22 protein-coding genes and 1 pseudogene are annotated in these 25,055 nt (G+C 47.6%); 9 read left to right on the forward strand and 14 right to left on the reverse strand.

The window, feature by feature from the left end:
* Window positions 1–2 precede the first annotated feature (2 nt).
* The gene (locus ACSHX2_RS01525) at window positions 3–1,130 is read right to left on the reverse strand and encodes an LptF/LptG family permease (protein ID WP_435689901.1); all 1,128 of its coding nucleotides are present in this window, start codon (window positions 1,128–1,130) and stop codon (window positions 3–5) included.
* A 98-nt stretch (window positions 1,131–1,228) separates the two neighbouring features.
* Here ACSHX2_RS01525 and aat point away from each other — a divergent pair, with 98 nt between their 5' ends.
* Window positions 1,229–1,813: a leucyl/phenylalanyl-tRNA--protein transferase gene (aat, locus tag ACSHX2_RS01530; protein WP_435689903.1), complete on the forward strand. Its 585-nt coding sequence runs from the start codon at window positions 1,229–1,231 to the stop codon at window positions 1,811–1,813.
* A gap of 92 nt (window positions 1,814–1,905) precedes the next feature.
* Entirely contained in the window at window positions 1,906–2,070 is a 165-nt protein-coding gene (gene ykgO / locus ACSHX2_RS01535) for a type B 50S ribosomal protein L36 (RefSeq protein ID WP_105041962.1), read from the forward strand.
* Window positions 2,071–2,180: 110 nt separating this feature from the next.
* Here ykgO and ACSHX2_RS01540 read toward each other — a convergent pair whose 3' ends face one another.
* The 4 genes from ACSHX2_RS01540 to hprK all read right to left on the reverse strand — a co-directional run bounded on the left by ACSHX2_RS01540 (window position 2,181) and on the right by hprK (window position 6,898).
* On the reverse strand, window positions 2,181–3,656 hold the full coding sequence (locus ACSHX2_RS01540; protein WP_435689905.1) for a carboxypeptidase M32: 1,476 nt from the start codon (window positions 3,654–3,656) through the stop codon (window positions 2,181–2,183).
* Between the two features lie 49 nt (window positions 3,657–3,705).
* Window positions 3,706–5,481: a phosphoenolpyruvate--protein phosphotransferase gene (ptsP, locus tag ACSHX2_RS01545; RefSeq protein ID WP_435689907.1), complete on the reverse strand. Its 1,776-nt coding sequence runs from the start codon at window positions 5,479–5,481 to the stop codon at window positions 3,706–3,708.
* A gap of 74 nt (window positions 5,482–5,555) precedes the next feature.
* Window positions 5,556–5,819 carry an HPr family phosphocarrier protein gene (locus tag ACSHX2_RS01550; RefSeq protein ID WP_435689909.1) on the reverse strand — a complete coding sequence of 88 codons (264 nt, stop codon included), beginning with the start codon at window positions 5,817–5,819 and terminating at the stop codon, window positions 5,556–5,558.
* 95 nt (window positions 5,820–5,914) lie between these two features.
* A complete protein-coding gene (hprK, locus tag ACSHX2_RS01555; protein ID WP_435689911.1) occupies window positions 5,915–6,898 on the reverse strand; it encodes an HPr(Ser) kinase/phosphatase in 984 nt (327 codons plus the stop codon).
* 175 nt (window positions 6,899–7,073) lie between these two features.
* Between hprK and trkA the strand changes: the two genes are divergently transcribed.
* From trkA to ACSHX2_RS01580, 5 genes are all read left to right on the forward strand, one after another.
* Window positions 7,074–8,420: a Trk system potassium transporter TrkA gene (gene trkA / locus ACSHX2_RS01560; protein WP_435689913.1), complete on the forward strand. Its 1,347-nt coding sequence runs from the start codon at window positions 7,074–7,076 to the stop codon at window positions 8,418–8,420.
* Window positions 8,421–8,432: 12 nt separating this feature from the next.
* Window positions 8,433–9,917 carry a TrkH family potassium uptake protein gene (locus ACSHX2_RS01565; RefSeq protein WP_435689915.1) on the forward strand — a complete coding sequence of 495 codons (1,485 nt, stop codon included), beginning with the start codon at window positions 8,433–8,435 and terminating at the stop codon, window positions 9,915–9,917.
* A gap of 537 nt (window positions 9,918–10,454) precedes the next feature.
* A complete protein-coding gene (locus tag ACSHX2_RS01570) occupies window positions 10,455–11,042 on the forward strand; it encodes a PEP-CTERM sorting domain-containing protein (RefSeq protein WP_435689917.1) in 588 nt (195 codons plus the stop codon).
* 161 nt (window positions 11,043–11,203) lie between these two features.
* A complete protein-coding gene (locus tag ACSHX2_RS01575; protein ID WP_435689918.1) occupies window positions 11,204–11,344 on the forward strand; it encodes a hypothetical protein in 141 nt (46 codons plus the stop codon).
* Between the two features lie 91 nt (window positions 11,345–11,435).
* Window positions 11,436–12,134, forward strand: a complete 699-nt coding sequence (locus ACSHX2_RS01580; RefSeq protein WP_435689920.1) for a potassium transporter TrkG — start codon at window positions 11,436–11,438, stop codon at window positions 12,132–12,134.
* A 278-nt stretch (window positions 12,135–12,412) separates the two neighbouring features.
* Here ACSHX2_RS01580 and ACSHX2_RS01585 read toward each other — a convergent pair whose 3' ends face one another.
* The 5 genes from ACSHX2_RS01585 to ACSHX2_RS01605 are packed head-to-tail and all read right to left on the reverse strand — an operon-like array spanning window position 12,413 to window position 15,327.
* On the reverse strand, window positions 12,413–12,715 hold the full coding sequence (locus ACSHX2_RS01585) for a hypothetical protein (RefSeq protein ID WP_435689922.1): 303 nt from the start codon (window positions 12,713–12,715) through the stop codon (window positions 12,413–12,415).
* A gap of 12 nt (window positions 12,716–12,727) precedes the next feature.
* The gene (locus tag ACSHX2_RS01590) at window positions 12,728–13,447 is read right to left on the reverse strand and encodes a PEP-CTERM sorting domain-containing protein (RefSeq protein ID WP_435689924.1); all 720 of its coding nucleotides are present in this window, start codon (window positions 13,445–13,447) and stop codon (window positions 12,728–12,730) included.
* A gap of 12 nt (window positions 13,448–13,459) precedes the next feature.
* Window positions 13,460–14,029: a phage tail protein gene (locus ACSHX2_RS01595; protein WP_435689926.1), complete on the reverse strand. Its 570-nt coding sequence runs from the start codon at window positions 14,027–14,029 to the stop codon at window positions 13,460–13,462.
* 26 nt (window positions 14,030–14,055) lie between these two features.
* A complete protein-coding gene (locus ACSHX2_RS01600) occupies window positions 14,056–14,562 on the reverse strand; it encodes a hypothetical protein (protein WP_435689928.1) in 507 nt (168 codons plus the stop codon).
* A gap of 3 nt (window positions 14,563–14,565) precedes the next feature.
* Window positions 14,566–15,327: a sulfotransferase gene (locus ACSHX2_RS01605; RefSeq protein WP_435689930.1), complete on the reverse strand. Its 762-nt coding sequence runs from the start codon at window positions 15,325–15,327 to the stop codon at window positions 14,566–14,568.
* A 303-nt stretch (window positions 15,328–15,630) separates the two neighbouring features.
* Here ACSHX2_RS01605 and ACSHX2_RS01610 point away from each other — a divergent pair, with 303 nt between their 5' ends.
* On the forward strand, window positions 15,631–16,167 hold the full coding sequence (locus tag ACSHX2_RS01610; protein ID WP_435689932.1) for an aspartyl/asparaginyl beta-hydroxylase domain-containing protein: 537 nt from the start codon (window positions 15,631–15,633) through the stop codon (window positions 16,165–16,167).
* Between the two features lie 448 nt (window positions 16,168–16,615).
* On the opposite strand, the pseudogene ACSHX2_RS01615 reads toward ACSHX2_RS01610, so the two are convergent.
* Window positions 16,616–16,894, reverse strand: a pseudogene (locus ACSHX2_RS01615) (amino acid--tRNA ligase-related protein); the annotation flags it as partial.
* Between the two features lie 297 nt (window positions 16,895–17,191).
* On the opposite strand from ACSHX2_RS01615, the gene ACSHX2_RS01620 reads away from it, so the two are divergent.
* Window positions 17,192–17,794, forward strand: a complete 603-nt coding sequence (locus tag ACSHX2_RS01620) for a PEP-CTERM sorting domain-containing protein (RefSeq protein WP_435689934.1) — start codon at window positions 17,192–17,194, stop codon at window positions 17,792–17,794.
* Between the two features lie 136 nt (window positions 17,795–17,930).
* Here ACSHX2_RS01620 and aspS read toward each other — a convergent pair whose 3' ends face one another.
* The 3 genes from aspS to ACSHX2_RS01635 form a co-directional block, all read right to left on the reverse strand.
* A complete protein-coding gene (gene aspS, locus ACSHX2_RS01625) occupies window positions 17,931–19,760 on the reverse strand; it encodes an aspartate--tRNA ligase (RefSeq protein WP_435689936.1) in 1,830 nt (609 codons plus the stop codon).
* Window positions 19,761–19,845: 85 nt separating this feature from the next.
* A complete protein-coding gene (gene hisS / locus ACSHX2_RS01630) occupies window positions 19,846–21,147 on the reverse strand; it encodes a histidine--tRNA ligase (RefSeq protein ID WP_435689938.1) in 1,302 nt (433 codons plus the stop codon).
* A gap of 52 nt (window positions 21,148–21,199) precedes the next feature.
* Window positions 21,200–24,898, reverse strand: a complete 3,699-nt coding sequence (locus tag ACSHX2_RS01635) for a Calx-beta domain-containing protein (protein WP_435689939.1) — start codon at window positions 24,896–24,898, stop codon at window positions 21,200–21,202.
* Between the last annotated feature and the right edge of the window lie 157 nt (window positions 24,899–25,055).

Genomic DNA, 25,055 nt, shown 5'->3' on the forward strand with positions numbered 1-25,055 from the left:
GGTTATCTTCTGCGTGCGCGACGGAAGAGGGAGTAGCCTATGAGGAGGGCTAGGATATTGGGAAGCCAATACAAAATAGTGGTGACTTCGGTCGACTCTGAGTCGCTTTGATTGGCGAAAATGTGAAAGAGGAAGTAGCCCATGCCGATGGCTAATGAAAATGCAAATCCGCTCGAAGATTCTTTTCTTCGAGTGGTCATGCCGAGAGGGACTCCCACCAGGGCGAAGGCGATGCAGGCGAGTGAGTAGGATCTGCGGTGCGTGATTTGGTTTTTGAACTCAGCGCGCTTCTCCGGATCTAGGTTTGGGGTGGCCTCGAGGTAGTCATGGATCTCGCTATTGGTCATGTAGGAGGCTCGGATGCGTTTTTTTCTTTCTACATTGAAATCAAAAATGACGGGATTAACCGCGGCGACAGTAATGGGTGTGTGAATGCCGTTTTTATCGATAGTTTCGATGGTGGCATCTTCGAGCCGGAGTTCAAGTTGGCCTTTTTCTATATCTATAGCGAGGTGGGCTCTCTCAGCATAGGTGTAGAGGGTTTCTCTATATTGATTTGAATCGTTTCCGATATCATGAATGTGAACACCGTAGAGGATGTCTCCTTTGCGGTCCGTGACGTAGATGCGTTTGTCGTCGAGCTGAGTTTGGACCACGCCCGGGTCGAGGAATTTGTTGGGGTCTTCCTGGACGGCTTGGACCAACAGGTCTTGGACATTCTGTTTGGCCCGTGGGGCGATCTGGACGTTTAACCAAAAGCAAAAAGCTGAGAGTGTGACCGCGACTACGAAGACGGGAATTGCGATTCTGGGTAAGCTGCGTCCAGCCATGCGCATGGCCACTAGTTCGTTGTCACCAGAGAGTCTCCCGAAGACGAGCATTACAGCCGCGAGAAAGCTGAAGGGGATGGTGAACATCAGCGAAAATGGAAGAACACTGACGATGAATTCTAAAAATAGGTAGGGAGATGGGTGTTGGCCCACGAAGAGTGGGCGCGCTTCCTTGAAAACATTTCCTAACAGGAATACACCACTAAGTATCATCACTGCAAAGAGAGTGGTGGAAATGATTTGTTTTCCGATGTAACGATCAGCTGTTAGCATAGAAGTATTTGATGTTCGCAGAAGCATGGGTTCTGTCGAGTGTTGGTTTGAGCTTTTTCTGGGTGTGTTGGGTGTGACGTTTCGTGAACTTGCATTTTTTTCTGAAGCTCATAGAGTTCTGCTTTATGCTGCTCATTCCTCCGCAAATTTTATTAGGTGCATACAGCGAGGGGGTCTTCCCTATGGCTGAGGATGGCGAGTTACAGTGGTACTCGCCATTAATGCGTGGGCTTATTCCTCTAGACGAGCGATTTCACATACCAAGAGGTTTAAAGAAGGCGCTAAGGAGGCGTCCATTTATCATTCGTAGGGATACGGCGTTTAGAGAAGTGATGGAGGGTTGTGCAGATCGCTCCGAAACGTGGATTGATGAATGTATTCTTGAGAGCTACGTGGAGTTGCACAAACTCGGTTACGCGCATTCCATTGAATGTTGGGACGAGGATGGTTTGCAGGGAGGCTTGTATGGGGTGCGCTACAAAGGAGTTTTTTTTGGAGAGAGTATGTTCAGTCGTAAGACGGATGCTAGTAAGATAGCATTAGTGCACCTAGTAGACTGGCTTAGGGAGTCGGGAGCGGAGCTGCTGGATACGCAGTGGATGACAGAGCACTTGAGCCAGTTCGGAGGGTATGAAGTAAGTCGTGAAGAGTATTTGCAGCTGCTATCAACTGTTATTTCTAAGAATGATTTCAATACAAAGCAGGCTTAGATGGAAAAAAATTCCATTAAAAGTGTAGAAATTGCTTTACAAGGGAGGGTGTGTCAGTATTTTGCGCCTCCCAAACAGCTAGTTTTCAATACATGAAAGTTTTATCATCACTCGCCTCAATGAAGCGCCGCCACGAAGATTGCCAAGTGGTAAAGCGTAAGGGCACACTCTACGTTATCTGCAAGACCAACCCTAAGTTCAAAGCTCGTCAAGGCACTACTCGTGCTACTAAGCTTTCGAAAAAGGGCGTTAAGTAAGATGGCACGCTAACAGTATTGTTAGTTGTAATCAAATTTTAGAGCATTCTCTCCTAACAGAGAGAATGCTTTTTTTGTTATGTGTTTAGCTGGAGAGCTCTGTCTGCAATCTAAGTGTAGCGTAGCTTGAGGTGTTCTAAATGATAGTTGGCGTTTGTTTTTTCGCCGGAAGCCTGAAGCATGAGTTCTTGTGGAAGGTATACGCTGCCATGGGTATGAATATGCAGTTTCATCCAGTCGAGTAATGGGGTGAAATTCGCTTCGTTAAATGCTTTTTGTATCTCTTCTTTCTGTGTGGCAGCATGGAATAGCTGAGATGCGTTCAGATTGCCCAGTGTGTAGGTTGGGAAGTAGCCTAGGCCGCCCATGGCCCAGTGAATGTCTTGTAAGCAACCTTGGGCGTCTGAGGGTGGGTTCATGCCGAAAAGTTGCTCAAAGCGTTCGTTCCATGCTGCTGGGATGTCTGCAACTTTTAGTTCGTTGTTGAGCAAGCGGCGCTCAATGTCGAAGCGAAGCATGATGTGGAGGTCGTAGGTCACTTCGTCTGCATCGACACGAATGAATGAGTATTTGGCACGATTGATGGTTTGTAAAAACTCTTCAAGGCTCCAATCTAGAAGCTGAGGGAAGAGCTCTTGGGCTCTAGGAAACCAGTGTTTCCAAAAGCTGGGGGAGCGGCCGACGTGTGCTTCCCATAGGAGAGACTGGGATTCATGGATTCCGAGAGATGCTGCAGTTCCACTGGGTAGGCCAAAGTCGCTGGCACGCAGTCCTTGTTCGTAGAGTCCGTGTCCCATTTCGTGCATCACCCCAAAGAGCGAAGCGGTAAAGTCAGCTTCATCGTAGCGAGTAGTGAGTCGGATATCATGTGGGCCTAGTGTCGTGCAAAAAGGGTGTGTTGTGGTGTCGATTCTTCCTGAGTCGAAATCAAAACCAATCGACTCCGCGATTTCTTGGTTGAGGACCTTTTGAGCTGATATAGGGAAGTGCCCTTCTAAATCTCTGGCGGGAGATATATTCGACTTCTCTACAGCTGCTCGAGCGAGTTCAGCGAGCGCTGGTTCGTATTCGCCAAATACTTGGACAATGTCTTTAGTGTGAGCTCCACGTTCATAATTGTCTAACAACGCATCATAGGCTTCGTCTTCGTATCCCCAGCGTTGGGATTTTTCTTTAGCGAGCTCGAGAAGTGCACTGAAATGAGGTGCGAAAATAGAGAAATCAGATTTTTTCCGTGCTTCTATCCATGCTGATTTAGCAAGTGAACATGTCTTGGAGTCACGTTCAACGAGGCCTTTGCTGAGTTTTTTAGAGCGGTTAAATTGGTGGCGCCATTCTCTGAGGTTTGCTCTCTGAGTCGTGTCCACTGCTCCAATGTCTTCAGCTGCTTCGAGGGTGTCTAGGTATTCCTCATTAGTCGAGAGTTGGTGGATTCTTCCAGAGAGGTAGGATAGTTGCTCGGCTCGGTAATTGAGGGCTTTCCGCGGGAGGTTGGTCTCTTGGTCCCAGTCAAGAATTGCAGCAGTGCTGTGAATGAGTACGATTTCGCGATGTTTGGACGCTAAGGAGTGGTATGCTTCTGACATTCTGCTCCCTTTTTATCATGATTAAGTATCACGACAAGTGTCAGGGCGCCTAGCTGAATAATTGAGGGTAACTTTTTAGAGCAAAGTCACGCGTGAGGTCTAAAATATCTCCTGAGTAGCGCATTTTAAGCGCTTGGTCTGCAAGGCCTGCACACTGTGCGTGTGAGATTGAGCGAATCGCTTGCTTAATACGAGGGAGCTGGTGAGTGCCAACAGACATTTCATCGACACCGAGGCCGATGAGTAGAGGTGTGAGAGCGAGATCGCTAGCCATTTCACCACAAACTCCAGTCCAGATGCCGTTTGCATTGGCTGCGTCAATGGTCATTTTAATGAGGCGAATGACTGCCGGGTTGGTTGGCTTGTAGAGATTGGAAACGTGCTTATTTACTCGATCTACAGCAAGGGTGTACTGGATGAGGTCATTGGTGCCGATTGAGAAGAAATCGACTTCTTTAGCGAGTTCATCCGCCATGATGGCGGCAGAGGGAACTTCGATCATGACTCCTACTTCGATGCCTGGGTCGTAAGGTGTTCCTTCTCGATCGAGCTCGTCCATGCACTCCTGAAGGATGCTCTTGGCCATCATGAGTTCGCCGATAGCTGAGATGAGTGGAAACATGACGCCTAGTCGGCCATGGGCGCTAGCGCGTAATATCGCACGGAGCTGTTCTTTGAACATTCCTTTGCGGGAGAGAGAGACTCGAATGCCGCGCCAGCCTAGGAATGGATTTGGCTCGGCTTCAGGGAGGGGCTCAGCAGGGAGTTTGTCTCCACCTGCGTCTAGTGTGCGGATGATGGCCTGATGAGGCTGTGTGCATCGTGCCGCTTCAGCGTAGACTTGGTATTGCGTTTCTTCTGATGGGATCTCGCCTTGTCCGAGTAGGTAAAACTCGGTGCGGAAGAGGCCGATGCCTGCTGCGCCGCTTGACTCCACGAGTGGGAATTCATGGTTAAATTCTACATTAGCAGAAAGTATGATGTCGCGTCCATCTATGGTCGATGTCGCGCGAGTCCGAATTTTTTCTAATTCAACTTCATCTGCCTTTTTCTTGCGCTGTATGTCCTTGTAGTAAGCGACAGTCGAAGGCTTGGGGTTGATGATGAGTTTACCCGTGTAGCCATCCAGAATGGTATTGGTGAGTGCTTGGATCTCAATAATGAGTCCTTGCAGGCCGACTACTGCTGGAATGCCAAGTGAGCGTGCTAGGATGGCTGTGTGAGAGTTGACACTTCCTTGTTCTGTCGCAAATCCTAGCGAGCGCTTACGGTCCATGGAAACTGTATCAGATGGTGATAAGTCATGGGCGATAATGATGTGGCTGTGCTCTGGGCTTTCGTCTTCCGGAGTGGGTGTTTTAGAGGCACTAAAATTTCTTAAAACGCGTTGAGCGATGTCATCTATATCAGCGGCGCGTTCCGCTAAATAGGGATCATTGACTCGGCGAATGGCCTCCGCGTAGTTCTGTATGATCGCGTAGAAGGAGAACTCCGCATTCTGGAGGCGTTCACGGATTGCCTTTTCGACTTTTTTAATCAGGCTGCTATCGGAAAGTAGCATGATGTGAGCCTCGAAGATTTGAGCGTCGGTTGTCTCGTCAGAGATTTCCTCAATGTGCTTCTGTAGCGAGGCGATTTGCTCTTTAGTTTTTCTAAGAGCATCGTGGATACGTTGGATTTCTGTATCAACGTGTACGTGGCTGATTTCGTAGATCTCAGGAGCCTGAAGGCCTCTGGCTATAATATGTGCCGGAGCAAATGCTAGGCCTGGAGAGACAGCGGTGCCCTGGAGGACTGTTTCTTCATTTGTCGGAAATACAGGCATGAAATGGAATGGGCAAAACGCAATGAGCCGCAGTGTTCGGCTCGTGTATGGAGTGAATAATTGGTCTGTTGAATCTATTCCTCGAAATTACGTGCAATAAGATCACCTACAGCTTTAAGCGAAGCTTCAGCGTCGGGGCCTTCAGTTGTAATAGTGAGTGTGGATCCATGGCCAGCCGCGAGCATCATTAGTCCCATAATGCTTTTGCCGTCAATCTCTTCGCCATCTTTCTCGACAGTGATATCTGCGTCAAACTTGTTTGCAGTTTTGACGAATTGCGCTGCAGGGCGAGCGTGAATTCCGAGTTTGTTAGTGATGGTGAATTCCTGAGTAGGCATTGGCTTTGATAGGTAGATAATGGAAGGGATTTATGGGAGAGTAATGACTGATGATCGGAAGTGGAAGTGATTTTTTATAATAATTTGGAATTAGCTTACCATGAGTTAGTTGCATTGTTAGGAGGGGTGTAGTTCCCTGCGAGTTTCTCCGTTAGTCGGTTATTAAACTCTGCCGCCATGTCGTAACCCATTCTTCTGAGCTGGAGCTCGAGTGCTGTGACTGCGACTAATCTAGCTGTGTCGCGACCAGGTGCTACGGGGATATCGACACAAGGGATTTCCACGCCTAGGACGTCTTCCGTTTCTCTGGTGATTCCGAGTCGGTCGACTTGGTTTAAATCAGAGTATGGGCGGAGGTTTACAATGAGATCGAGTGAAGCGTCAGGTCGAATAGATCCAAGACCGTAGATGTTTGTGACGTTGATGATTCCGATGCCCCGCATTTCAATGAATCCACGTGAAAAGTCATCAGTGTACGCTGTGAGCTCACCATTCACGTTACGAATTTTCACATGATCATCCGCGATGAGTGCTCCGCCCCTTTCGACGAGTCCGATGGCTGTTTCAGATTTACCAGAACCGCTCTTACCTTTAATTAGCACGCCAACGCCACGGTATTCTAGCATACAGCCATGGGCAGTAGTGGTGGGCGCGAAATCGTGTTCTAGATAGAATGTGGCGGAGTTGATAAAGCGCATGGTGCTGAGCGGGGTACGGAATATGCTCACTCCGTGCTCGTTTGCTACATCGATGACATCTTGGTGTACTATTGCTTCGCGGGAAACAACGAGACAGGGAAGGTTCTCTAGAAAAATGTTCCGCATACGTTCGCGGCGAGTTGGCTCGTCGAGCGCATTGAGGTAGTCGACTTCTGAATTGCCTAATACTTGGATTCGGAGGTAGGCGAAGTGGTCAAGAAAACCAGCTAGAGCTAGGCCTGGACGGTTTACTGAGGGTTCAATTATTTTCTTTGAGAAGCCCTCTATTGAATTGATGGGAGAGAGTTTGAGGCTTTCACCATGACGTTCAAAAAATTCACCTACAGTGATGTGTGAAACTGTTTTTACCTTACGGTCCATGACGGGAGCATAGGGGGGATCTACTCTAGATAAAATGCTAAAAACTGCTAGATTTTATTAGGCTAGAGAGATGCTTTAGTGAGTTGGTTGAGATTGGCTGATCTGTTAGTGACTTTTTGCTGGATTGACGCAAAGAAACTGTGAACATCTACTAGCGCGGAGCATTGCGTTAATTATGAACATAATCATTATCGGAGCTGGTGAAGTGGGACGGCATCTAGCAACCCATTTATCAGGTGAAGCGCATAGCATCACCGTGATTGAGAGCAATCCACAGCTTGCAAGCGATCTCGAGCAGTCTCTGGACGCGCGTGTTATTTGTGAAAACGGGACTTCAGTTTCCACCTTGCTAGAAGCAGGGATTGGTGAGTGTGATCTACTGCTAGCTCTCACTAGTGAGAACACGATCAATGTGATGGCTGCATCTGTAGCGAAAAAATTACAGGCCAAAAAGGTGATCGCACGTGTGCATCCTGAGGTACAACGTGAAGAATGGCTCTTTGACTACCGAAGCCATTTCGGAATCGATCATATCTTTAGCTCTGAGCGTTTGAGTGCTATCGAGCTCGCTAAATTTATTCGAAACCCTGAATCGCTCGTTGTCGAGGAAATCGCACGTGGTCGTATCGAGCTGCAGCAGGTTCGAGTGAGTGAAAAGAGTGATGCTATCGGTAAGACTCTGATGGAGCTGAAAGCGCCTGAGCGCACACGGATAGGCTCTGTGACTAGAGGCGGTGAAAGCTTTGTGCCTACAGCGAAGGATACGATAGAGGTGGGAGATGTAGTGACTATTTTTGGTGAGCCGAGAAAGTTGCGCACACTTGCTGGTCGTCTGCAAAAGGGTTTTGTAAAGGACGAGGAGTTGCGGATAGTGATTTTTGGTGGTGGTGAGTATGGCTTCACTCTGGCGCAGATGCTGGAAAGCTGGAACTGCCGTGTGAGAATTTTTGAAAAGGATCCGAAACGAGCTCAAGAGCTTACCGATAGGCTATCTAACACCACAGTGATAAATACTGATGGTACGGTGCTTGCTGAGCTGGAAGAAGAGCAGGTGGGCGAGGCTGATTTCTTTGTGGCTACTTCTGGCAGTGATGAGGATAACGTGATGACTTGCCTCCAGGCTAATAATCTTGGGACTAAAAATTGTCTCACTTTGATTCACCGTGCAGATTATGCGCAGGCAATCTCAGGTTCTGGACGGCATTTTGGAATATTAGCAGCAGTCAGTCCTAGGGAAGCGACTCGGCGTGACTTAGAGAAATACATTACTTCTGATAAGTTCCATACGGTGAAAAAACTGGGGGCTGGTGAGGTGATCGAAACCGAAGTTCAGAGTGGTAGTATTGTCGCGGAGAAGATGGTTGGCGAAGTCGAGTGGCCAGTAGGGTGTGTGCTAGTAGCACGTATTCACGGAATGCATGCTTCAGTGCCAGGGCCTGATGATATTCTAGAGCCTGGAGACGTGGTTTATGCCATGGTAACTTCTGCCGTTCGTAAGAAGTTTCTTAAACTGGTTCGTTAATTTCTAATTCTGATGAATCTTCGTATTTTAGCTAAAATTCTTGGAGCTCTACTTCTGCTTGAGAGTATCGCCATGTTTTTTTGTGGTGTTTTTACCGCTCTTGACCCCAATTGCGCCTGCGAATGGTCGATGATGTCGCTGATGAAATCTGCTGCGATTACTGCGGCATTCGGTGGTGGGATGATGTTACTCGGCTGGAGTAAGGTTAAGAAGATTCCACGCCGTGAAGGGGTGGTTATCGTGGGGCTGGGGTGGATTCTGTCAGGGGTTTTCGGAGGCTTACCTTATTTGTTTGGTGAGCCTTCGATGGCACCAGCAGATGCTTTGTTTGAATCGGTCTCTGGTTTTACGACCACAGGGTCGACTGTGATGACGGATATTGAGGCGTGGCCACGCGGGATTCTGATGTGGCGATCAGTGACGCAATGGTTGGGAGGTTTAGGGATTCTTGTACTCTTTGTTGCCCTACTTTCCTATTTAGGAGTGGGGACGAAATCGTTATTTCGTAATGAGTCATCGTTCCAGACGGGTGAGGCTAGTACGGCGCGTATCCGTGATACCGCAGTGAGCCTCTGGAAAGTCTATTTATCGATAACAGCGATCTGTATTCTTGGTCTGAAGTCCATGGGTATGACTTGGTACAATGCTGTGAGTCACGGGTTTACAGCTGTCTCAACAGGCGGGTTTAGCCCGCACAATGCGAGTATTGGTTATTATTCTGACTGGGGGAATGGCTGGTTGATCGAACTCTGGCTGAGCCTCTTTATGCTGATCTGTTCAGTGAGCTTCCTAATCTGGGTTGTTATCATTAGGAAGCGTTGGAAGCGTTTGAAGTCTGAAGAAGAGGGGAAATGGTTTTTCCTTATTTGTTTTTCCGCAGCGATCATGATCGCCATAGGAATAGCAGCAAAAGATATGGAAGGCTTCTGGCCTGCACTGAGGCACGCTTGGTTCATTGTCATCTCTATCGCATCCACCACAGGTTTTGGTACTGTGGATTACGAGCAATGGCCGGGATTCGCGCTGGTGCTTATCGCTATGCTCATGTTTTTAGGAGGTTGCTCCGGTTCCACGGCAGGTGGCTTGAAGGTTTCTAGGTTGTTAGTATTACTGAGAACTGCGCGTTTCGAGGTGGTAAAAGCATTTCGCCCTAACAAGGTTTTCAAAATGCAGGTCAATGGTAATTCGCTTGATCCTGAAGCTCGGTCTCAGACGGTCATTTTTATCTGTCTCTATTGTTTTCTCTTTGTCATCGCGTCTTTCTTTATGGGGGTGCTGGAGTTTGTGAATGACATAGATCTAGTGACCTCAGTGGGAGCTGTGTTCGCGACTTTGCCCAATATAGGCCCAGGTTTTGGTGAGGTGGGGCCGACTAAGAACTTCGCTCACTTTTTACCGGCGACGAAGGTCTTTCTTAGCCTTCTCATGATTCTTGGTCGTTTAGAGCTTTATGCCGTGTTAGTGCTATTTATTCCATCGCTTTGGAGGAAATACTAAGGGGTTAGCCGCTGATGTCGAAAGCTGGAACTTCAATGCAAAAGGTGAAGTTGTTACCGTATTACAGAGCTTGCGAATTGGATCTACCTAGGTTTAACGACCGTTTTAACTGTTTGACAATCTGTGCTAAGTCTTTAAATCGAACCGGTACCCCCATGTCCTTAGCTCCCCATTCAACTATTGATAACATTCTCCCCCCCGTCTTGTTGGCGATGTGGTGTGGTGAGTCGAGCAAAGGCTTTCTGGGCGTGCAGTTCTTACCTGTGGAGACCCCACGGTGCAGTGATAAAACTGTAGACCGCCTCACGGTAAAACTTACCGAAAAATTTGCACACGCAGCTCGGCTTTATGAGCAAGGTCGACTCTATTCTCTGGAGTCAACCGAGCTGTATCTCACACATTGGCTTCGCTGGTCTAAGGGCATTGGCATCGCCGTATCCGGCGCCCTTGATTTCGTAAAGGAAACCCTAAACGAACGATGGATAATGGCTAACAATGTGATGCACGAATATTTTGCTCAATCACTGATTGATTGGGTTGAAAACAAAACACAAAAAACAAAGAAAAATGATCTTAAAAAAGAACAAGAAATTTGGTGCATTACGCGGTCTAGCATTAGCTGGTGCGATTGGTGCGTGTAGTGTTGGTGTTGGTAGTGCTGCACTAGTAACGCACAACCTCAATTACACACTTACCAGTGGAACAGGAACTTTAACTGGATCGCTTACCTTCGACGATTCCCTTGCATCTCAAACTTCTTCATTTGCTGACGTATCAAATATGAACGACCCAAGCGTTTCTGTTTATCTGTTGTTAGATGGAACGTCAGTTGACGGGGCGTTCTCCACTGACGCCGGCAGTATTGTCGGGAATGTTTGGCAGAATTCAGCGGTTTTTGATGCTAATACAGACTTGGTTGCCCAGTTTGATGATATTAATTTCTTTAACAATACTGGATCTTCGGCTGCTGGCCCTCATGGTACTGACATCTTTACGGTTTCAGCTGGTTCATCGGTGTTCGTTTTAACTAGTACATCCGTTGCTACCGCCGCTGTTCCTGAACCATCTTCCGCTGCCTTACTCGGGTTTGGGGGCGTAGCGCTGATGATGCGCCGTAAAAAATAATGATAGGCGGGGCCTATCAATCACTCGATATGATATCTGCGACGGTTTAGATTTGAAGTCGGTTCGCTCGACTGGTCTTGGGTGGTATACATCCAAGAACTTTACAAAGGCTCGCCGTGAGGTGAGTCTTTCTTTTGCCGTATCCGTAATCATGGTTCGTTATGAGAGGCAATAATGGCATGCAGTTGAGCGGCACTTACTATCTCACCGCGGGATGGGATGGCTATCCAGTTGAGCGTCATATTCTTGTTGGTGATTGTATTACATGGAGATTTACTTATGAGGCTTGGTGTCAGGTCTAGAAGGGCTGATCTTTAGAGAAATATGGTTGGTTGATCGAACTATGGCTCAGCCTCTTTATGCTGATTTGTTCAGTGAGCTTCCTAATCTGGGTTGTTATGCATTAGGAAGCGTTGGAAGCGTCTCAAGTCTGAAGAAGAAGGAAAATGGTTTTTCCTTATTTGTTTTTCCGCAGCGATCATGATCGCCATAGGGATAGCAGCAAAAGATACGGAAGGCTTCTGGCCTGCAATGAGGCACGCTTGGTTCATTGTCATCTCTATCGCATCTACTACTGGTTTCGGCACCGTCGACTATGAGCAGTGGCCAGGGTTTGCATTAGTGCATATTGCGTTGCTGATGATTTTAGGAGGTTGCTCCGGTTCCACGGCAGGTGGCCTGAAAGTTTCTAGGTTATTAGTATTACTGAGAACTGCGCGTTTCGAGGTGGTAAAAGCATTTCGGCCTAACAAGGTTTTCAAAATGCAGGTCAATGGTAATTCGCTTGATCCTGAAGCTCGGTCTCAGACTGTCATTTTTATCTGTCTCTATTGTTTTCTCTTTGTCATCGCATCTTTCTTTATGGGGGTGCTGGAGTTTGTGAACGATATAGATCTAGTGACCTCAGTGGGAGCGGTTTTCGCTACCTTGCCTAATATAGGCCCAGGTTTTGGTGAGGTGGGGCCGACTAAGAACTTCGCTCACTTTTTACCGGCGACGAAGGTGTTCTTGAGCCTTCTCATGATTCTTGGCCGTTTGGAACTTTACGCCGTGTTAGTGCTGTTTATTCCATCGCTTTGTAGGAAATACTAATAAAGAGCTGAGCTATCTAGTTGGCTATTAGTTCAGCCTCCTGAGCTGTACTCTATAGTTTCGTCTGGAAATTAGAATTTCCTCATGTTCCAATGATGGGTAGTGATGGTGGCAGTAGCTAGATTGCTGATACTTACAGCGAATAGTGTTAAGCTGAGTTTGTTCTCATTCATGGCTAGAGATATTTTATTGGTGAGCATGGCTCTCTGTAAAAAGAGATAGCCGCTCTACCTAGATGGGGAGCGGCTATGATTTCAGGCTTCGATACTTTCAGGTTATCAACTTTGGGCTTCGATTTCTGAGAGAGTGTTTTTCAGCTCTTCTTCCATTGCTACTTTCTGTTCGGCCTCGCTTAAGGGGGGCGCAGGTTTATGCGCCTCTAGATTGATTTCACCTATCACAGTTGCGTCTACATCTGGGTGGTAGTGGAGCTCTGTTTTGATATTCTCCATAGTGTCGCCTTGCGATACATCGAGGCTGTCAGGAGCTGCTGCCATTTCCGCTTTGAAGGATTTATGGAATTCAGCAGGTAAAGCCGCTAGGATATGCTCTTGATTTTCTTCTAAACTTTTTTTGATCATCTGTTCCAGTAGTTAACGTTTTCTTTTTCCTATAAGGAAAAGCCCTGCGATACTTAGAAGGATGCTCGATGATGGCTCAGGGACGCGCCCCACGGAGAGGTTGTCTAATCCGATTGCACCATCAATTCCAGTAGTCTGGAAGAGGGTGTAGACATTGTTTGCGTCAGTGTCCACAAAGCCGAAGAAAGCCGCTGGGTCAGCCTCGTTGGGGTCTGCTACAGCTATGTCACCTAGGTATTCAATATTACCATTGATTGTTACATTTAGGCCCTCTCCTGAACCTCCATAGCCTTTATAATCAAAAGCAAACGCGCTGAGTGATACTCCTGAGACTGTGATTTGTAAATTGTCGGGGTTATCATCTACTCGGATGAGATTGGTTCCGTCTATATTTAAGCCCTCACCGGGGCCGACATGGACGACGTTGTCATCAAACTCTTCAGTGGTATTGGCGTGGAAAAGCGATAGGCCAACTGATGGTAGAGCGAGTGATTGACGCTGAAAGTTATCTATACCAGCAAGGGAGGAAGCACTAATTGGTTGTGCATTGAAGCTGTTGAAGTCCTCAGTTTGTAGAGTGAATCCAGCACTAATTACAGCAGCTTCCCAGAGTGTACGGTTAGTGTATGTTGTCAGCGTGGCAGGTACAGCAGCTTGTGCTGAGATAGATATGCAAATTGAGCTTAGAGCGATGGCTGAGGCTAGGCTCGTTGTGCGTTTATAAATATTCATGGTGGTCATAGCTTAGTTGCGTGAAGGGTAGATACCTATTTCCGCAATGATGAAATTAATAGCGAGTGAGGGCTGCATATTGGTGTGTGACTGCCCGCCACCAGTATTTGCGTTTGTGTTTGTTACATTAATGGCTCCGGTAACGGCGTTTGCAGCCATAGTGCCAGCACCTGCTGGACCGAAGGAATCTCCACTTACAGGGCCTGGGACATGGCCTGTGGGTGAGCTTTCTTCTGATTCATCAGAGGTCTGAAGAGTAAGGTTATGTGTAGCTGCAGGCAATGATGTGTGGGTGTGTGATGGGATTTCTAGTGTCGTTAAGGTGACGCTTTCTGCTCCTACTAGTTGTCCAGGAACACGCGTTGTGAGACCCGGTCCATGCCCTGTTCCCATTGGGACACGTCCGCGTAGGTCAGGGAGACCAAAGGTAGTGCGGCCATCACCTCCGTAGGTTGTGCCGAGAATAGAAAAGAGTGCTGTGTTTGAGCTGATAGCGAGTAGCTGTCCCTGGCAGAGAGCCCATCCGCGTGGAGCGAAGGTGCCAGCGAACATGATTACGGTGCCGATTAATGGTGTAGACATAGTGGTTTTATATAGTTGTTTTATTGTTATGCAGTAGGGAGAGCTTGTGTCGGGTCTTCAACAGTTCTGAGCCATTGGCTCATTTTGGGGAAAGATTCGGTCATGCGGAACCACTGGAGCATGGGGACTCCGGGGGCGCAGGAGTTGGTTCCGGTTTCTTCTTCGCTGTACTGAGCGGCGAGGTGTGCTCCACCGCCTTTGTAGCCATCCGCGTGGAATACGATGTGTGGGTCGATCTGCAGTGAAATCGCCGCAGCATAGGACCATGCCATGGCTGCCATTTCTTCGGCAGCTGAGCCTGTGATTTTATCAGAGAGGTTTATGCGCTCAGAAGGCGAAGTGACTGCGACGTGGCCGGCTTCATGGAGAATGTCTCCAGGATAGGCAAGTTGTTCCTGATCAATGTGAAGGGTCCCACGGTCGAGCTTGATGCCAGGCAAAAACCCAGAATCGGGAAGGGGAGTGAGACAGTAAGGGATATCCTTTTCTGAGAGGAAAGCGAGAATCTGATCAGTGATGCTGTCTTGGTTCATATGCTAGTAGTGCGAAAGTGTGGTGGCAGCTTCTTCTTCCGTAAGCGGAGAAGGAGTGATGTAGGAGGAGTTGCCAAATTGATTGATGCGTTCGGAGAATACAGTAGGGTCGATTCCTTTTGCTCCAGTGAAGGACTCTAGGTGAGTGATTGTATTTTCTTGGTCCTCCAAGATTGATTGATAATCTAGGATGAGCTTATCAGCTGAGAGTTGCTTAAAGGCTTGGTGGCAGGCCTTTGCTCTATCTACAAAATTTCTAGCTTCCGCTTCACCTTGAAGCATGCCTGCGGCCTTCGCTGAGGAGAGGCAATCTGGGAGGTTACGTTCGACCCATACGAACTTCGCTTTCGGGTACCATTGGGATATGCGAGCGAGAGAGCTCGGCTCTGCCCCGGCTATTTTCCAGCCCCAGACTTCTCGGCCCGCATCGAGAGCTTCAGTGCGGCAGACATCTAGCGATGCTAGGCAGGCAGCTTGGAATCCTTTGATACTTCCCTCGAGGCTAGGGGAGAGGGTTGTGATGAAATTCGAAACATCTCCCTTGAGAACCGCTGATCTCACTGGCTCAATAGCTCCTTGTTGAGCTTTTAGCATCTGCTCGCGCATGGAGGCGTAATTCGTGAAGAACTCTACTTCCTGCCCTACCGTGTCACCGTAAATAAGGGTGTTCGGCGCTGAACAAAGTAGTCTTTGTAGTAGCGTAGTGCCCGAACGCAGCATAGGCGAAAGGATGATAATTGGGGATCTGTTAGATTCTAAATTCAATGAGCCAAAGATCTGTAAAAGTTAAAACGACAGACCTTGAATACTCAAATATCACCGAGGTGGCGAGTGGTATTTTTATAAATCTAATTGATTGTTTGTTTTTTGTGGTTGTTTTATTTTTTAATAGTTACCTGTTATTAAGTTGATTGCGGGTTTTTCCGTGTGGAGGCTAACAGTTAGGTGTTATATTTCTAACTAAATAAATTGTTTTGTGATTTCTGTTAGAATTGGTTGACTGGAGCTGTTTTTTTCGTAGGAATGATTGTTGTTACCATGATTACTTTAGATAGATTTAGGCTGCCAATGAAGTTTTCTCCTCAGCGATTGTTAAGTGATTTAGAGAAGCTTGAGGGATCTGACTGGGTTGCCCATTTTGTAACTCAGAATTACGAAGGGGAGTGGGATGTCTTACCTCTACGTGGGCCGAAAGGGGCTGAGCATCCTGTGATGATGTGTTATTCTGACCCGAGTTGTGATAGCTTCGAAGACACTCCGTTTCTCAGGGAGTGTGAGTACTTTCAGAAGGTGCTCGGGGAGTTTCCTTTCGAGTTACATGCTGTACGGCTCATGTCCTTGTCGCCGGGCTCTTTGATCAAAGAGCACCGGGATCATGATTTATCTCTAGATGAGGGGGCGGTTCGATTGCACATTCCTATTAGAACGAGTGAGGAGGTCGAATTTTTGCTGAATCGAGAGCGGGTGGTGATGCGTGAAGGGGAATGCTGGTACTTGCGACTGAGTGATCCTCACTCGGTTTATAATCCAAGCACGGTGACGCGCGTACACATGGTGATCGATGCGCCTGTGACACCGGAAGTGCGTGAATTTATGAGGAGTTAAGCTGTGGGTCGAGTCGGTTTTACTATCTCGAGACTGGGGTATCTAGGGTTCACGGCGTGTTATTGCTGCTGATTTCATCGCTTTGTAGAAGCTATGAAGTGACTATTTTTCTTTGAGCTCACAAATGTGTCGCTATTGGCACAACTTATGCTTCCTATTTAATTGTTGTTTCCCTTTAAAAGGAGGACGTCGTCGTTTTCTCATTATTTAATAATGAGACGATAAATTTGTACTATAACCCCCAATATTTAATTCATTATGATCGTACTTGTGGTCCTTTGTCTACTAATGGTGTTACTCGTGTTTCAAGCATGGGGAGAACTCACCTAGAGAGTAGTTAACTCATTTTTCGATGTATTAGAGAGCTATTTTAAGAGGCTCGACTTTAAACAAAAAGCGCTTCCGATTTCTCGGAAGCGCTTTTTTTGAACTTAGATAAGTGAGCTAATTACTTAGCTGTGGTAGGCTGCTGCTTTTGCAGGCCTTTTTTGTCGTCCTTGTTGAAGGTGCTCTTTACGTAGAGTTCGCGGAGCTGCTTGAAGTCAACTTCTGCAGGAGAAGAGGACATGAGATCTGCGCCACGGTTATTCTTAGGGATGGCGATGACTTCACGGATGGAGTCAGTACCACAGACGAGCATAGCTACGCGGTCTAGGCTGAGACCGCCGTGTGGTGGCGCGCCGAAGGAGAATGCATCAAGGATGTGTCCGAACATGGACTTCTTCTCTTCTTCAGCTAGTGAATTCTAATGGTACTACAGCCGGAGAGGTGGAGATCATCTTTTTCGATGTTAAGTTCTATTCGATTGTCACAAAGGTCGTTTTATGGGGTTAAATCAACGCAGTGCTAGCACTCTTAATTTCTGCGCTATGTAGAAGTATTATTACGATCATTTAAAATAATGAGTATATTTCTAGTGAAATATGGAGTGTAACCCTTGACAGGAATATTTTTTTGAATTACTCGATTTTGCGTCTTCCCCCTACGTGTGTGGTGGTAGATCCATTATAATTATTAAATTACTATGAAAAATAAACTATTCCTCCTTGCCGCTCTTGCTGCAATCCCTACAGCAAATGCTGCTATAACCACTTTAGGTTCTGTCACTGATAATGGCGGCGGAAGTTATACCCTCTTGGCAGGCACTAGTACAGATGCTGAAATCGAAGCGTTCTTAAATATTGCTACAGGCACTCTTGATGCTGCGAATTCTGTTGGTAACGCTACTGATGGCTCAGCCTTGAAGGATGAAGGTATTAGTATCACAGCTGGTGAGTTCTTTACCTTTGATTGGGTTTGGACAAATGCTGAAACATTAGGGACCACTTCATATCCTGATACTTTGTTCGTCACTATTGATTTAAATGGTACAGAGACAAACGTGGCATTAGCTAATGCTACAGATGATGCAACTGGAACGAGTGGTACTTTCTCTTTTGAAGCGACAGTTTCAGGTACTTTGGACTATGGTATTACTGTATTTAATGCTGGAGATGCACAAGTTGCCTCAAGTGCTGTAGTAAATAATATCTCGCATGTTGGTCCTGCAGCTGTACCAGAGCCTTCTTCAGCTGTGCTTGGTGCACTTGGTGGTCTTACCTTGTTAGCTCGCCGTCGCCGTAAGTAAGTTTCTTACTATTTATTTCCAAAAGCTCAGGCATTTGCCTGAGCTTTTTTATTGACTGTGGTGTTAATAGAAAATGCCTGAACCGAGATTAGGTTCAGGCATTATAAATGCTATAGAGAAGCATCCTTTGAATAAACTACGCTTTAGTAGGCTGCTGCTTTTGCAGGCCTTTTTTGTCGTCCTTGTTGAAGGTGCTCTTTACGTAGAGTTCGCGGAGCTGCTTGAAGTCAACTTCTGCAGGAGAATAGGACATGAGATCTGCTCCACGGTTATTCTTAGGGAAGGCGATGACTTCACGGATGGAGTCAGTCCCACAGACGAGCATAGCTACGCGGTCTAGGCCGAGAGCGAGACCGCCGTGTGGTGGCGCGCCGAAGGAGAATGCATCAAGGATGTGTCCGAACATGGACTTTTTCTCTTCTTCAGTGATTCCGAGAGCAGTGAACATGGCTTCCTGTAGCTCAGCTTCGTGGATTCGGATAGAACCACCGCCGAGTTCGTAGCCGTTGAGTACCACGTCATAGGCTTGTGAGCGAAGTCCTTCGTATTCACCCGCTTTGAGCTTAGCTTCGTCTTCAGGGACTGGGCGTGTGAATGGGTGGTGCACTGCGTGCCAGCGTCCTTCTTCCTTGTCGAAGTGGAGGAGCGGGAATTCCGTGACCCAGAGGAAGTTGAGTTCGTTGTTGCCTTCGAGAAGGTTGAGGAAATTAGCACACATGAGGCGTACGCGGCCGAGGACATCACAAACGGTGTCCCAGTCGCCAGCGCCGAAGAGGATGAGGTCACCTTCTTCGATGTTGAGCTTCTCTTGCATTGCTGTGAGTTCTTCAGGGCTGAGGAACTTAGTGATCGGTGAGCGCCAGTCTTCAGGCTTAGGTCCACGAGCCTGGATGTATGCTAGGCCTTTAGCGCCTGCTTCGATCGCAGCTTTGGTGAGTTTGTCGATCTGACCTGTAGTTGCGCCACAGAGTCCTTTCGCATTGATTGCTTTGATGCAGCCGCCAGCTTTAAGAGCTCCAGAGAACACCTTGAACTTAGAGTCTGCGAAGACGTCGTTCAGGTCATTGAGGTGGATGCCGAAGCGGCGGTCTGGCTTGTCAGAGCCGTATGTATTGAGCGCTTCGTTATAAGTGATGCGGTCGAATGATACTGGTGCGTCTGCTTCGATGGACTCTTTGAAGACACGACCGAGAAGTTTCTCTACAAGACCGATGATGTCATCTTCAGTGACGAACGATGCTTCGATATCGATCTGTGTGAATTCTGGCTGACGGTCAGCGCGGAGATCTTCATCACGGAAACAACGGGCGATCTGGAAGTACTTTTCAACACCACCACACATAAGCAGCTGCTTGTATTGCTGAGGTGCCTGTGGAAGTGCGTAGAAGTTACCAGGGTGAAGGCGGGACGGCACGAGGAAGTCGCGCGCACCTTCTGGTGTAGACTTAGAAAGGATGGGTGTTTCGATCTCGAGGAAGCCTTCTTCGTCCAGAACGTCACGAGTGGTCTTAGTGATGCGGTGACGTAGCTTGAGGTTGCGCGTCATGGACGGGCGGCGGAGATCGAGGAAGCGGTACTTGAGACGAAGGTCTTCATTGTTCACTTCTTTATCGAGAGGGAATGGAAGTACCTCAGAACGGTTGATCACATTGATTTCAGAAACGATGAGTTCTACCTCACCTGTCGCAATGTCTTCGTTGAAAGTGGATTGGCCATCGATCTCAGGGCGAACCTCAACAGTTCCTGTGACCTGAATAACGTCTTCTGAACGAAGAGACTCAGCGATGTCAGAGTTTTCCTTGGAATTTTCAGGCTTGAACACTACCTGGGTGACGCCTTCACGGTCGCGAAGGTCGATGAAAATAAGGCCAGCGCCTTGATCGCGCTTGGACTTCACCCAACCAATAAGGGTGACTGTGTTGCCGATGTCTGAGCGGCTGATGCCGTTACAAGTATGTGTTCTCATGTCGAAAAAATGATTTAGATGGGTGGGTGTAGCTATGTGACTCGAATTGTCGAGTCAAAGCTACAAGCTTTTTGGCTTGGATAAATTAGGAGAGAGTCGCGATGACTTGCTCTAGTTTAAGGGTTTCTTCTGTTCTTTTGCTCAGATCTTTGAGCTGTAGCTGCGGGAACTCTGACCCAACGATGATCGCCTTTGTGGCGCCGAGCTTTTCGGCGGTCTTGAATTGTTTGTTGAATTTGGCTTCGACCATAGAATAATCGACTTTGTGGCCGGCGTTGCGGAGTTCGGTGACTACCTTGAGCGCGTTGAGGCGTTGGGTTTCATCGGCGATGACCACGTAGATGTCGCATGCGTTCTGAGTCTTGAGCCAAGCATCCATTTTTGCTTTCGCGTGTGGAGTTTCCTCCACGAAGTTGCGGATAACCATGTCGCCCATGGCAAAGCCGGTGCAGGGGAGATCGACCACTCCATTGGAAAGTGATTTGAGAAGATCGTCGTAGCGACCACCACCAGCGACTGCACGCATCGAGTGGGAGGTATCAAAAATCTCGAAAACGGTACCAGTGTAGTAAGCAAGACCACGCACGATGGTGAGGTCGAGCTTGAGGTACTCACCTAGTCCGCGTGCTTCGAGGTTCTGCTGAATCTGCTGGAAGGCTGGGGAAGCGTTTGCTGGATCATTGATGAAGGCGTGGACGAACTCAGAAGTGAGGTTGTACTTGGAAAGCTTTTCTGAAACGACTTCTGGCTTGTCGCGTTCAATTTTATCGATGATGCCGAGGAAGCCAGTGGTGTCTTCTACGTCATTTTCTGCGCAGAATTTCAGCCATGACTCTCGGTCAGATGCGCGGATCACGAAGTCTTTTTCGGTGAAGCCAAGCTCAAGCATGGTGTCGATGGCAACTGAAATAAGCTCAGCGTCAGCGGCTGGATCGTCTTCGCCGATGATGTCGGCATTGAACTGGATGAACTCGCGGCCACGACCTTTTTGTGGTTTCTCATAGCGGAAGCACTGGCCGATTTCAAACCACTTCATGGGCTTGGGATAGTTACGTTGGTGACCAGATACGATACGTGCAAGTGAAGCGGTCAGCTCTGGGCGCATAGTGATGTCGCGGTTACCTTGGTCGACAAAACGGAAAAGCTGGGTGTTCAGTTCGTCGCCGGCCTTCTTTTGGTAAAGTGCTGTTTCTTCAAGAATCGGTGCCTCATATTCTATGAAACCGTAGCGATGTGCCACACTGCGCCAAGCGGCAAAGAAGTAGTTACGAATTGCACAGTCATCTGGTGCAAAGTCTCGGAATCCTGGAAGTGAGTTGAAGCGCTTGTCGGCCATGCCGAGCAACGTGCATGAACCACTTAAACTTTCAAGTTTCAAGTGGTTCATGAGAATGAGAAACTTTCTCTAATGAGATTCGAGGGTTTCGAATCAGTTAAAGCTACTCAGCAGTTTGAAAGATGATTCTACCGAAGCGTGCGGAGTTTGCCGAAATCGGGGTCTTATCACGAACTGTGTATCCTGAACTATCATTTTGAATGATCTCGTAGACGCTGTTTGTTGTTGGGGTGGGAGTGGTTGGTAACCAGTTGACGAGGTCGGTGCTAAACTGCGCGAGCACCCAGGTGCCTTCAGAGAGTGCCTGAGTATCTACGGAGACTTCTAGGTATTGCTCGGAATTAGCAGAGTGAAGTGCCGTCTGATAGGATTCCATAGCCTGAGAGTAGCTATTAGGGTCTGTTGAGAAGGCCATTTCTAAGAGGTTTATGATACCGTCGCCATCTGGGTCATCGCTGCTATCAGTGACGCCGCTAACTATTTGGGAGGATGTGAAATTAGCTTTCACCCATAGATCGTATCTCGAGTTACCACCCACGATTTTTACAATCGGGCGTGAAGATATGCCATTGTAACTAAAGAAATTTCCGCCAATGAATAGGTTGCCAGAGCTGTCTTCAACTATTGAGTAGATTGGGCCTCCTGCGCCAGTTCCTTGATTAAAGGTCGCGTCTACTGATCCATCTGTGATGACGCGCTCTAGCCTGTTTGCTGGTGAGGTGAATCTGCCTCCCATTACCGATGATCCAGAAGCCTGTATGACGATGCCTTGGACTGTATTATTGAAGGATGGAGCGGTGAAGTTAGAATCTATAGATCCATCGTCATTGATGAGAGCGCACTTGTTAACATTAGTTTCATCATAGGCATCGAATGATCCAGCAATGAGGTATTTTCCGTTGTTAAGTTGTTTAATGGAGTACACTGTTCGTAGGCTACCTGTTGATCCAGAAGCATGCGCCCCTGCATCCGGATCAAAGCTATTGTCTCTGCTGCCGTTTGTATTTAAGCGCGCGATTCCTGATCGAAATCCGCTTCCTGTCCAGGCAACATAAAATGTGCCACTTACCATGATCTTGCCTGAGCTTTCAGGCAAAATGGCATAGATGGATGTGCCGAACCCTGTATCGAAGGGTAGGTTGAGCGAATTGCCACTATCACGAACACCTGAGGAAAGTAGGCGGGTCAAACCTCCGTCAATCTGACCATTGATGGTACTGAAATCACCACCTACGAGAATAGAGCCGTTCGCTTCTACAGCCATACAACGCACTGTGTCGTTAGCTCCTGAGCCGACAGCTGTTGCAAATGAGGTGTCGAGGGTTCCGTCACTATTCAAGCGCGCAATACGGTTGCAGCTTGTTCCATTGTAGGATGTGAAGTCACCACCGACTAGTATTTTTCCGTCGTCTTGAAGCGTGAGAGCTTCTACCACTCCATTGAATCCCGTTCCTGTGATAAAGCTAGAGTCGACTGATCCATCACTATTGAGACGTGCTATGTGGCGTATTGCGGTTGATGTGCCAATACCGCTGCCGATATTACCACCGATGATAATTTTACCGTTGTCTAGTGGAGTGATAGCATTGACGGTGGTATTGAAAAAATCAGGAGCGAACGAAGTCCAGCGCTGACCGGCATCCAGAATGGAGACGGTTACAGCATCTGTTGTTAGCTTGCCGCCTATCACTCCAGAGAGTTGGAGAGTGAAGTCCTCTGTGCCTTCGTTCGAAGTATCAGGGCGAATCGGAATACGTATTTCTTTATCGGCTGAGTCACCATCAGCCCAAATGAGAGTGCCGGACACAGAGTAGTAGTCAGAGCTGGAGGTCGCCGAGCCGTCAGCCGTGGCGTAGTCGACCTGCACTTGGCCGGAAGAGTTGAAAGATCTACTAACAGTGATGCTAGCGATGGCTTGTTGTTCGTCTACTTCCAGGGACGTGGAAGTTACCTGGATGCGTGGGTCAAAGGTCACTTGGACTTTGATCCACTGGTTTGGATCCGTGCCACCATTTTCTAGAGCATCAAACCGGACGCCCGCTGTGTTGTCATAGTATGTTCCACCTACAGGGAGACCGGCATCTCTTCGGTCATTAGTCTCACTAGCTGTGGACTCGGGAGTCATGTCGATGAGGCTTGTTTCACGGCTACTGGCAAGATTCTCAGCAACCACATAGGCGGCATTGCTCAAGTTATAGCTAGCCGAAGTATAGAGCTGCCTATAGCCGACCCAGTAGTTGACATCTCCATCCATAGGGACTTTGAGTGCAAGCGTGGCATTGGAAAGCGCATTGGAATCATCAAAGCGGTGAATGGTGAAGGTGCCACTGGTTGTAGCGGTTTCCACCTTCGAATCAGGAAGCCAGTCTAGATAATTTTTTGCGAGTGGGCTGAAATGTGCTTCGGGTGAGCTACCACTTCCCATTTCGTCAAAAATGTCTCCGTATTCGAGGCTTCCCGCTTGTTGGTAGGAACCGCTGAGTTCTTGCTCTGGGTGGTGGTAGTTGGCGTGGTAGAGTCCGTAGTTGTGGCCGAATTCATGAAGGATAATACCGACGCTATTATAGCCATTGATCCAGTGGTTTGCTCCACCGATTGAGCCCAATCCTCCATAAGTAATTTGAGAGCCGGAAACTCCACTTAGATTGGGGAAATAGACAGCGATCACATCATAGTTAGCGATTGTGTAGTTCGCAGCAGCCAAGGCACGAGCATCGGTTTGGATTCCATCATTGTCGTCAGCAACTGCATAGCTAGCACCCGTTGACGGCATGCGATAGTGAGTGTTACTCACGGTGTAATTGATGTCAGCAGCTCCGTAGGAATTATTTTGAATGTGAGAGCTTACCGTAGAAAGTGTTGTTTCCAGTGCTGCTTTTGAAATGGGTTCACCAGTGAAGTCACTGAAGTCGACACGAATAAAAAGGACGTCGATTTGATCTTCTTGATACGGAGTTTCAGCGACACCTTCCCCATTGTCTCCTCCAGTGTTTCCAGCGAGCCATTGGAAGGGGGATTCGAAACTCTTTTTGTACGTTTTCTCTGCAGCTTTCCTGAACTCAATTAATGTGGAGTCGACGTAGGCTATGTTTTGCTGTGATTCAAATTGGTGGATCTCACCACCGATAATGGCTGAGAATTCAGGAGATGATTCATTTCTGGTGAGAGGGTCGATTTTTACCGACGAAGACAGAGGGTAGCGTTCTTTTGCAGCGACAAGATCGGCAGCAGGTACTGGTGTCACTGCTGAAGGAGAAAGAACCGCTAAGTCTGCAAGAATGATCCCTGAAAGAGGGACTTGTTTGAGTGGAGAGAGTGGCTCCTTGCTGGTTGTGATAGCTTCGATACGTTGACCATCTATAGTGATGGTATTGCGATGGTGACAGAGGCGTTGGCCATTTTCATCGATGGTAGTTTCCCAAAGTAAATCAAGCTCGGTGGTATGGTTGAAAGTTTGCTCAAAGTACGGCTGAAGCTCTTTAGGTAGATTGGACTGTTCGCTGATCGAAAGCGAGAGCTGCAGAGCCTTACTCGGGTTACTACGCATCAATTGTAAAAAATGGTCGCGTCTAAGTTCAGCTTTCTTGATGAGTTCAGACTTTTGAGCTGAAGAGGCTGATTTCCATGCCGTACTGTATGTGGTAGAGATAGAATTTTCACTTTTAGAAGTAAGGTCATCTGTTAGTGATGATTGCGATGCACTATTCGTATTTGAGTTGGCGCTCTCTGGCCTCTTCTTTATTGATAAGTAACACCCAAGGGCTACAAGGACTATGGGGATTAGAATGCGGATAGATTTCATGGAATGATATATATAATCTAAATAGCTACAGGTCTGTCACTATTATTTGATCCATAGTTTGGGTAAGTCGGGACAAGTGAACAGTTTCGCCTAGGCTTTCAGAGCTTGAAGTGACTGAGATATTGACAGTTTAAATTCTGTGAATGTAGGCATCCTC

The organism is Rubritalea sp. (assembly GCF_051252225.1).
Lineage (GTDB): Bacteria > Verrucomicrobiota > Verrucomicrobiia > Verrucomicrobiales > Akkermansiaceae > Rubritalea.

Coding starts and splice junctions, on each gene's coding strand:
- ACSHX2_RS01540 (WP_435689905.1), bottom strand. CDS start 3,656: ATGTCAGAAGCATACCACTCCTTAGCGTCCAAACATCGCGAAATCGTA.
- hprK (WP_435689911.1), bottom strand. CDS start 6,898: ATGGACCGTAAGGTAAAAACAGTTTCACACATCACTGTAGGTGAATTT.
- ACSHX2_RS01550 (WP_435689909.1), bottom strand. CDS start 5,819: ATGCCTACTCAGGAATTCACCATCACTAACAAACTCGGAATTCACGCT.
- hisS (WP_435689938.1), bottom strand. CDS start 21,147: ATGAACCACTTGAAACTTGAAAGTTTAAGTGGTTCATGCACGTTGCTC.
- aat (WP_435689903.1), top strand. CDS start 1,229: ATGCTGCTCATTCCTCCGCAAATTTTATTAGGTGCATACAGCGAGGGG.
- aspS (WP_435689936.1), bottom strand. CDS start 19,760: ATGAGAACACATACTTGTAACGGCATCAGCCGCTCAGACATCGGCAAC.
- ACSHX2_RS01525 (WP_435689901.1), bottom strand. CDS start 1,130: ATGCTTCTGCGAACATCAAATACTTCTATGCTAACAGCTGATCGTTAC.
- ACSHX2_RS01635 (WP_435689939.1), bottom strand. CDS start 24,898: ATGAAATCTATCCGCATTCTAATCCCCATAGTCCTTGTAGCCCTTGGG.
- ACSHX2_RS01610 (WP_435689932.1), top strand. CDS start 15,631: ATGAAGTTTTCTCCTCAGCGATTGTTAAGTGATTTAGAGAAGCTTGAG.
- ACSHX2_RS01575 (WP_435689918.1), top strand. CDS start 11,204: ATGAGAGGCAATAATGGCATGCAGTTGAGCGGCACTTACTATCTCACC.
- ACSHX2_RS01620 (WP_435689934.1), top strand. CDS start 17,192: ATGAAAAATAAACTATTCCTCCTTGCCGCTCTTGCTGCAATCCCTACA.
- ACSHX2_RS01600 (WP_435689928.1), bottom strand. CDS start 14,562: ATGAACCAAGACAGCATCACTGATCAGATTCTCGCTTTCCTCTCAGAA.
- ykgO (WP_105041962.1), top strand. CDS start 1,906: ATGAAAGTTTTATCATCACTCGCCTCAATGAAGCGCCGCCACGAAGAT.
- ptsP (WP_435689907.1), bottom strand. CDS start 5,481: ATGCCTGTATTTCCGACAAATGAAGAAACAGTCCTCCAGGGCACCGCT.
- ACSHX2_RS01585 (WP_435689922.1), bottom strand. CDS start 12,715: ATGATCAAAAAAAGTTTAGAAGAAAATCAAGAGCATATCCTAGCGGCT.
- ACSHX2_RS01590 (WP_435689924.1), bottom strand. CDS start 13,447: ATGAATATTTATAAACGCACAACGAGCCTAGCCTCAGCCATCGCTCTA.
- ACSHX2_RS01595 (WP_435689926.1), bottom strand. CDS start 14,029: ATGTCTACACCATTAATCGGCACCGTAATCATGTTCGCTGGCACCTTC.
- ACSHX2_RS01565 (WP_435689915.1), top strand. CDS start 8,433: ATGAATCTTCGTATTTTAGCTAAAATTCTTGGAGCTCTACTTCTGCTT.
- trkA (WP_435689913.1), top strand. CDS start 7,074: ATGAACATAATCATTATCGGAGCTGGTGAAGTGGGACGGCATCTAGCA.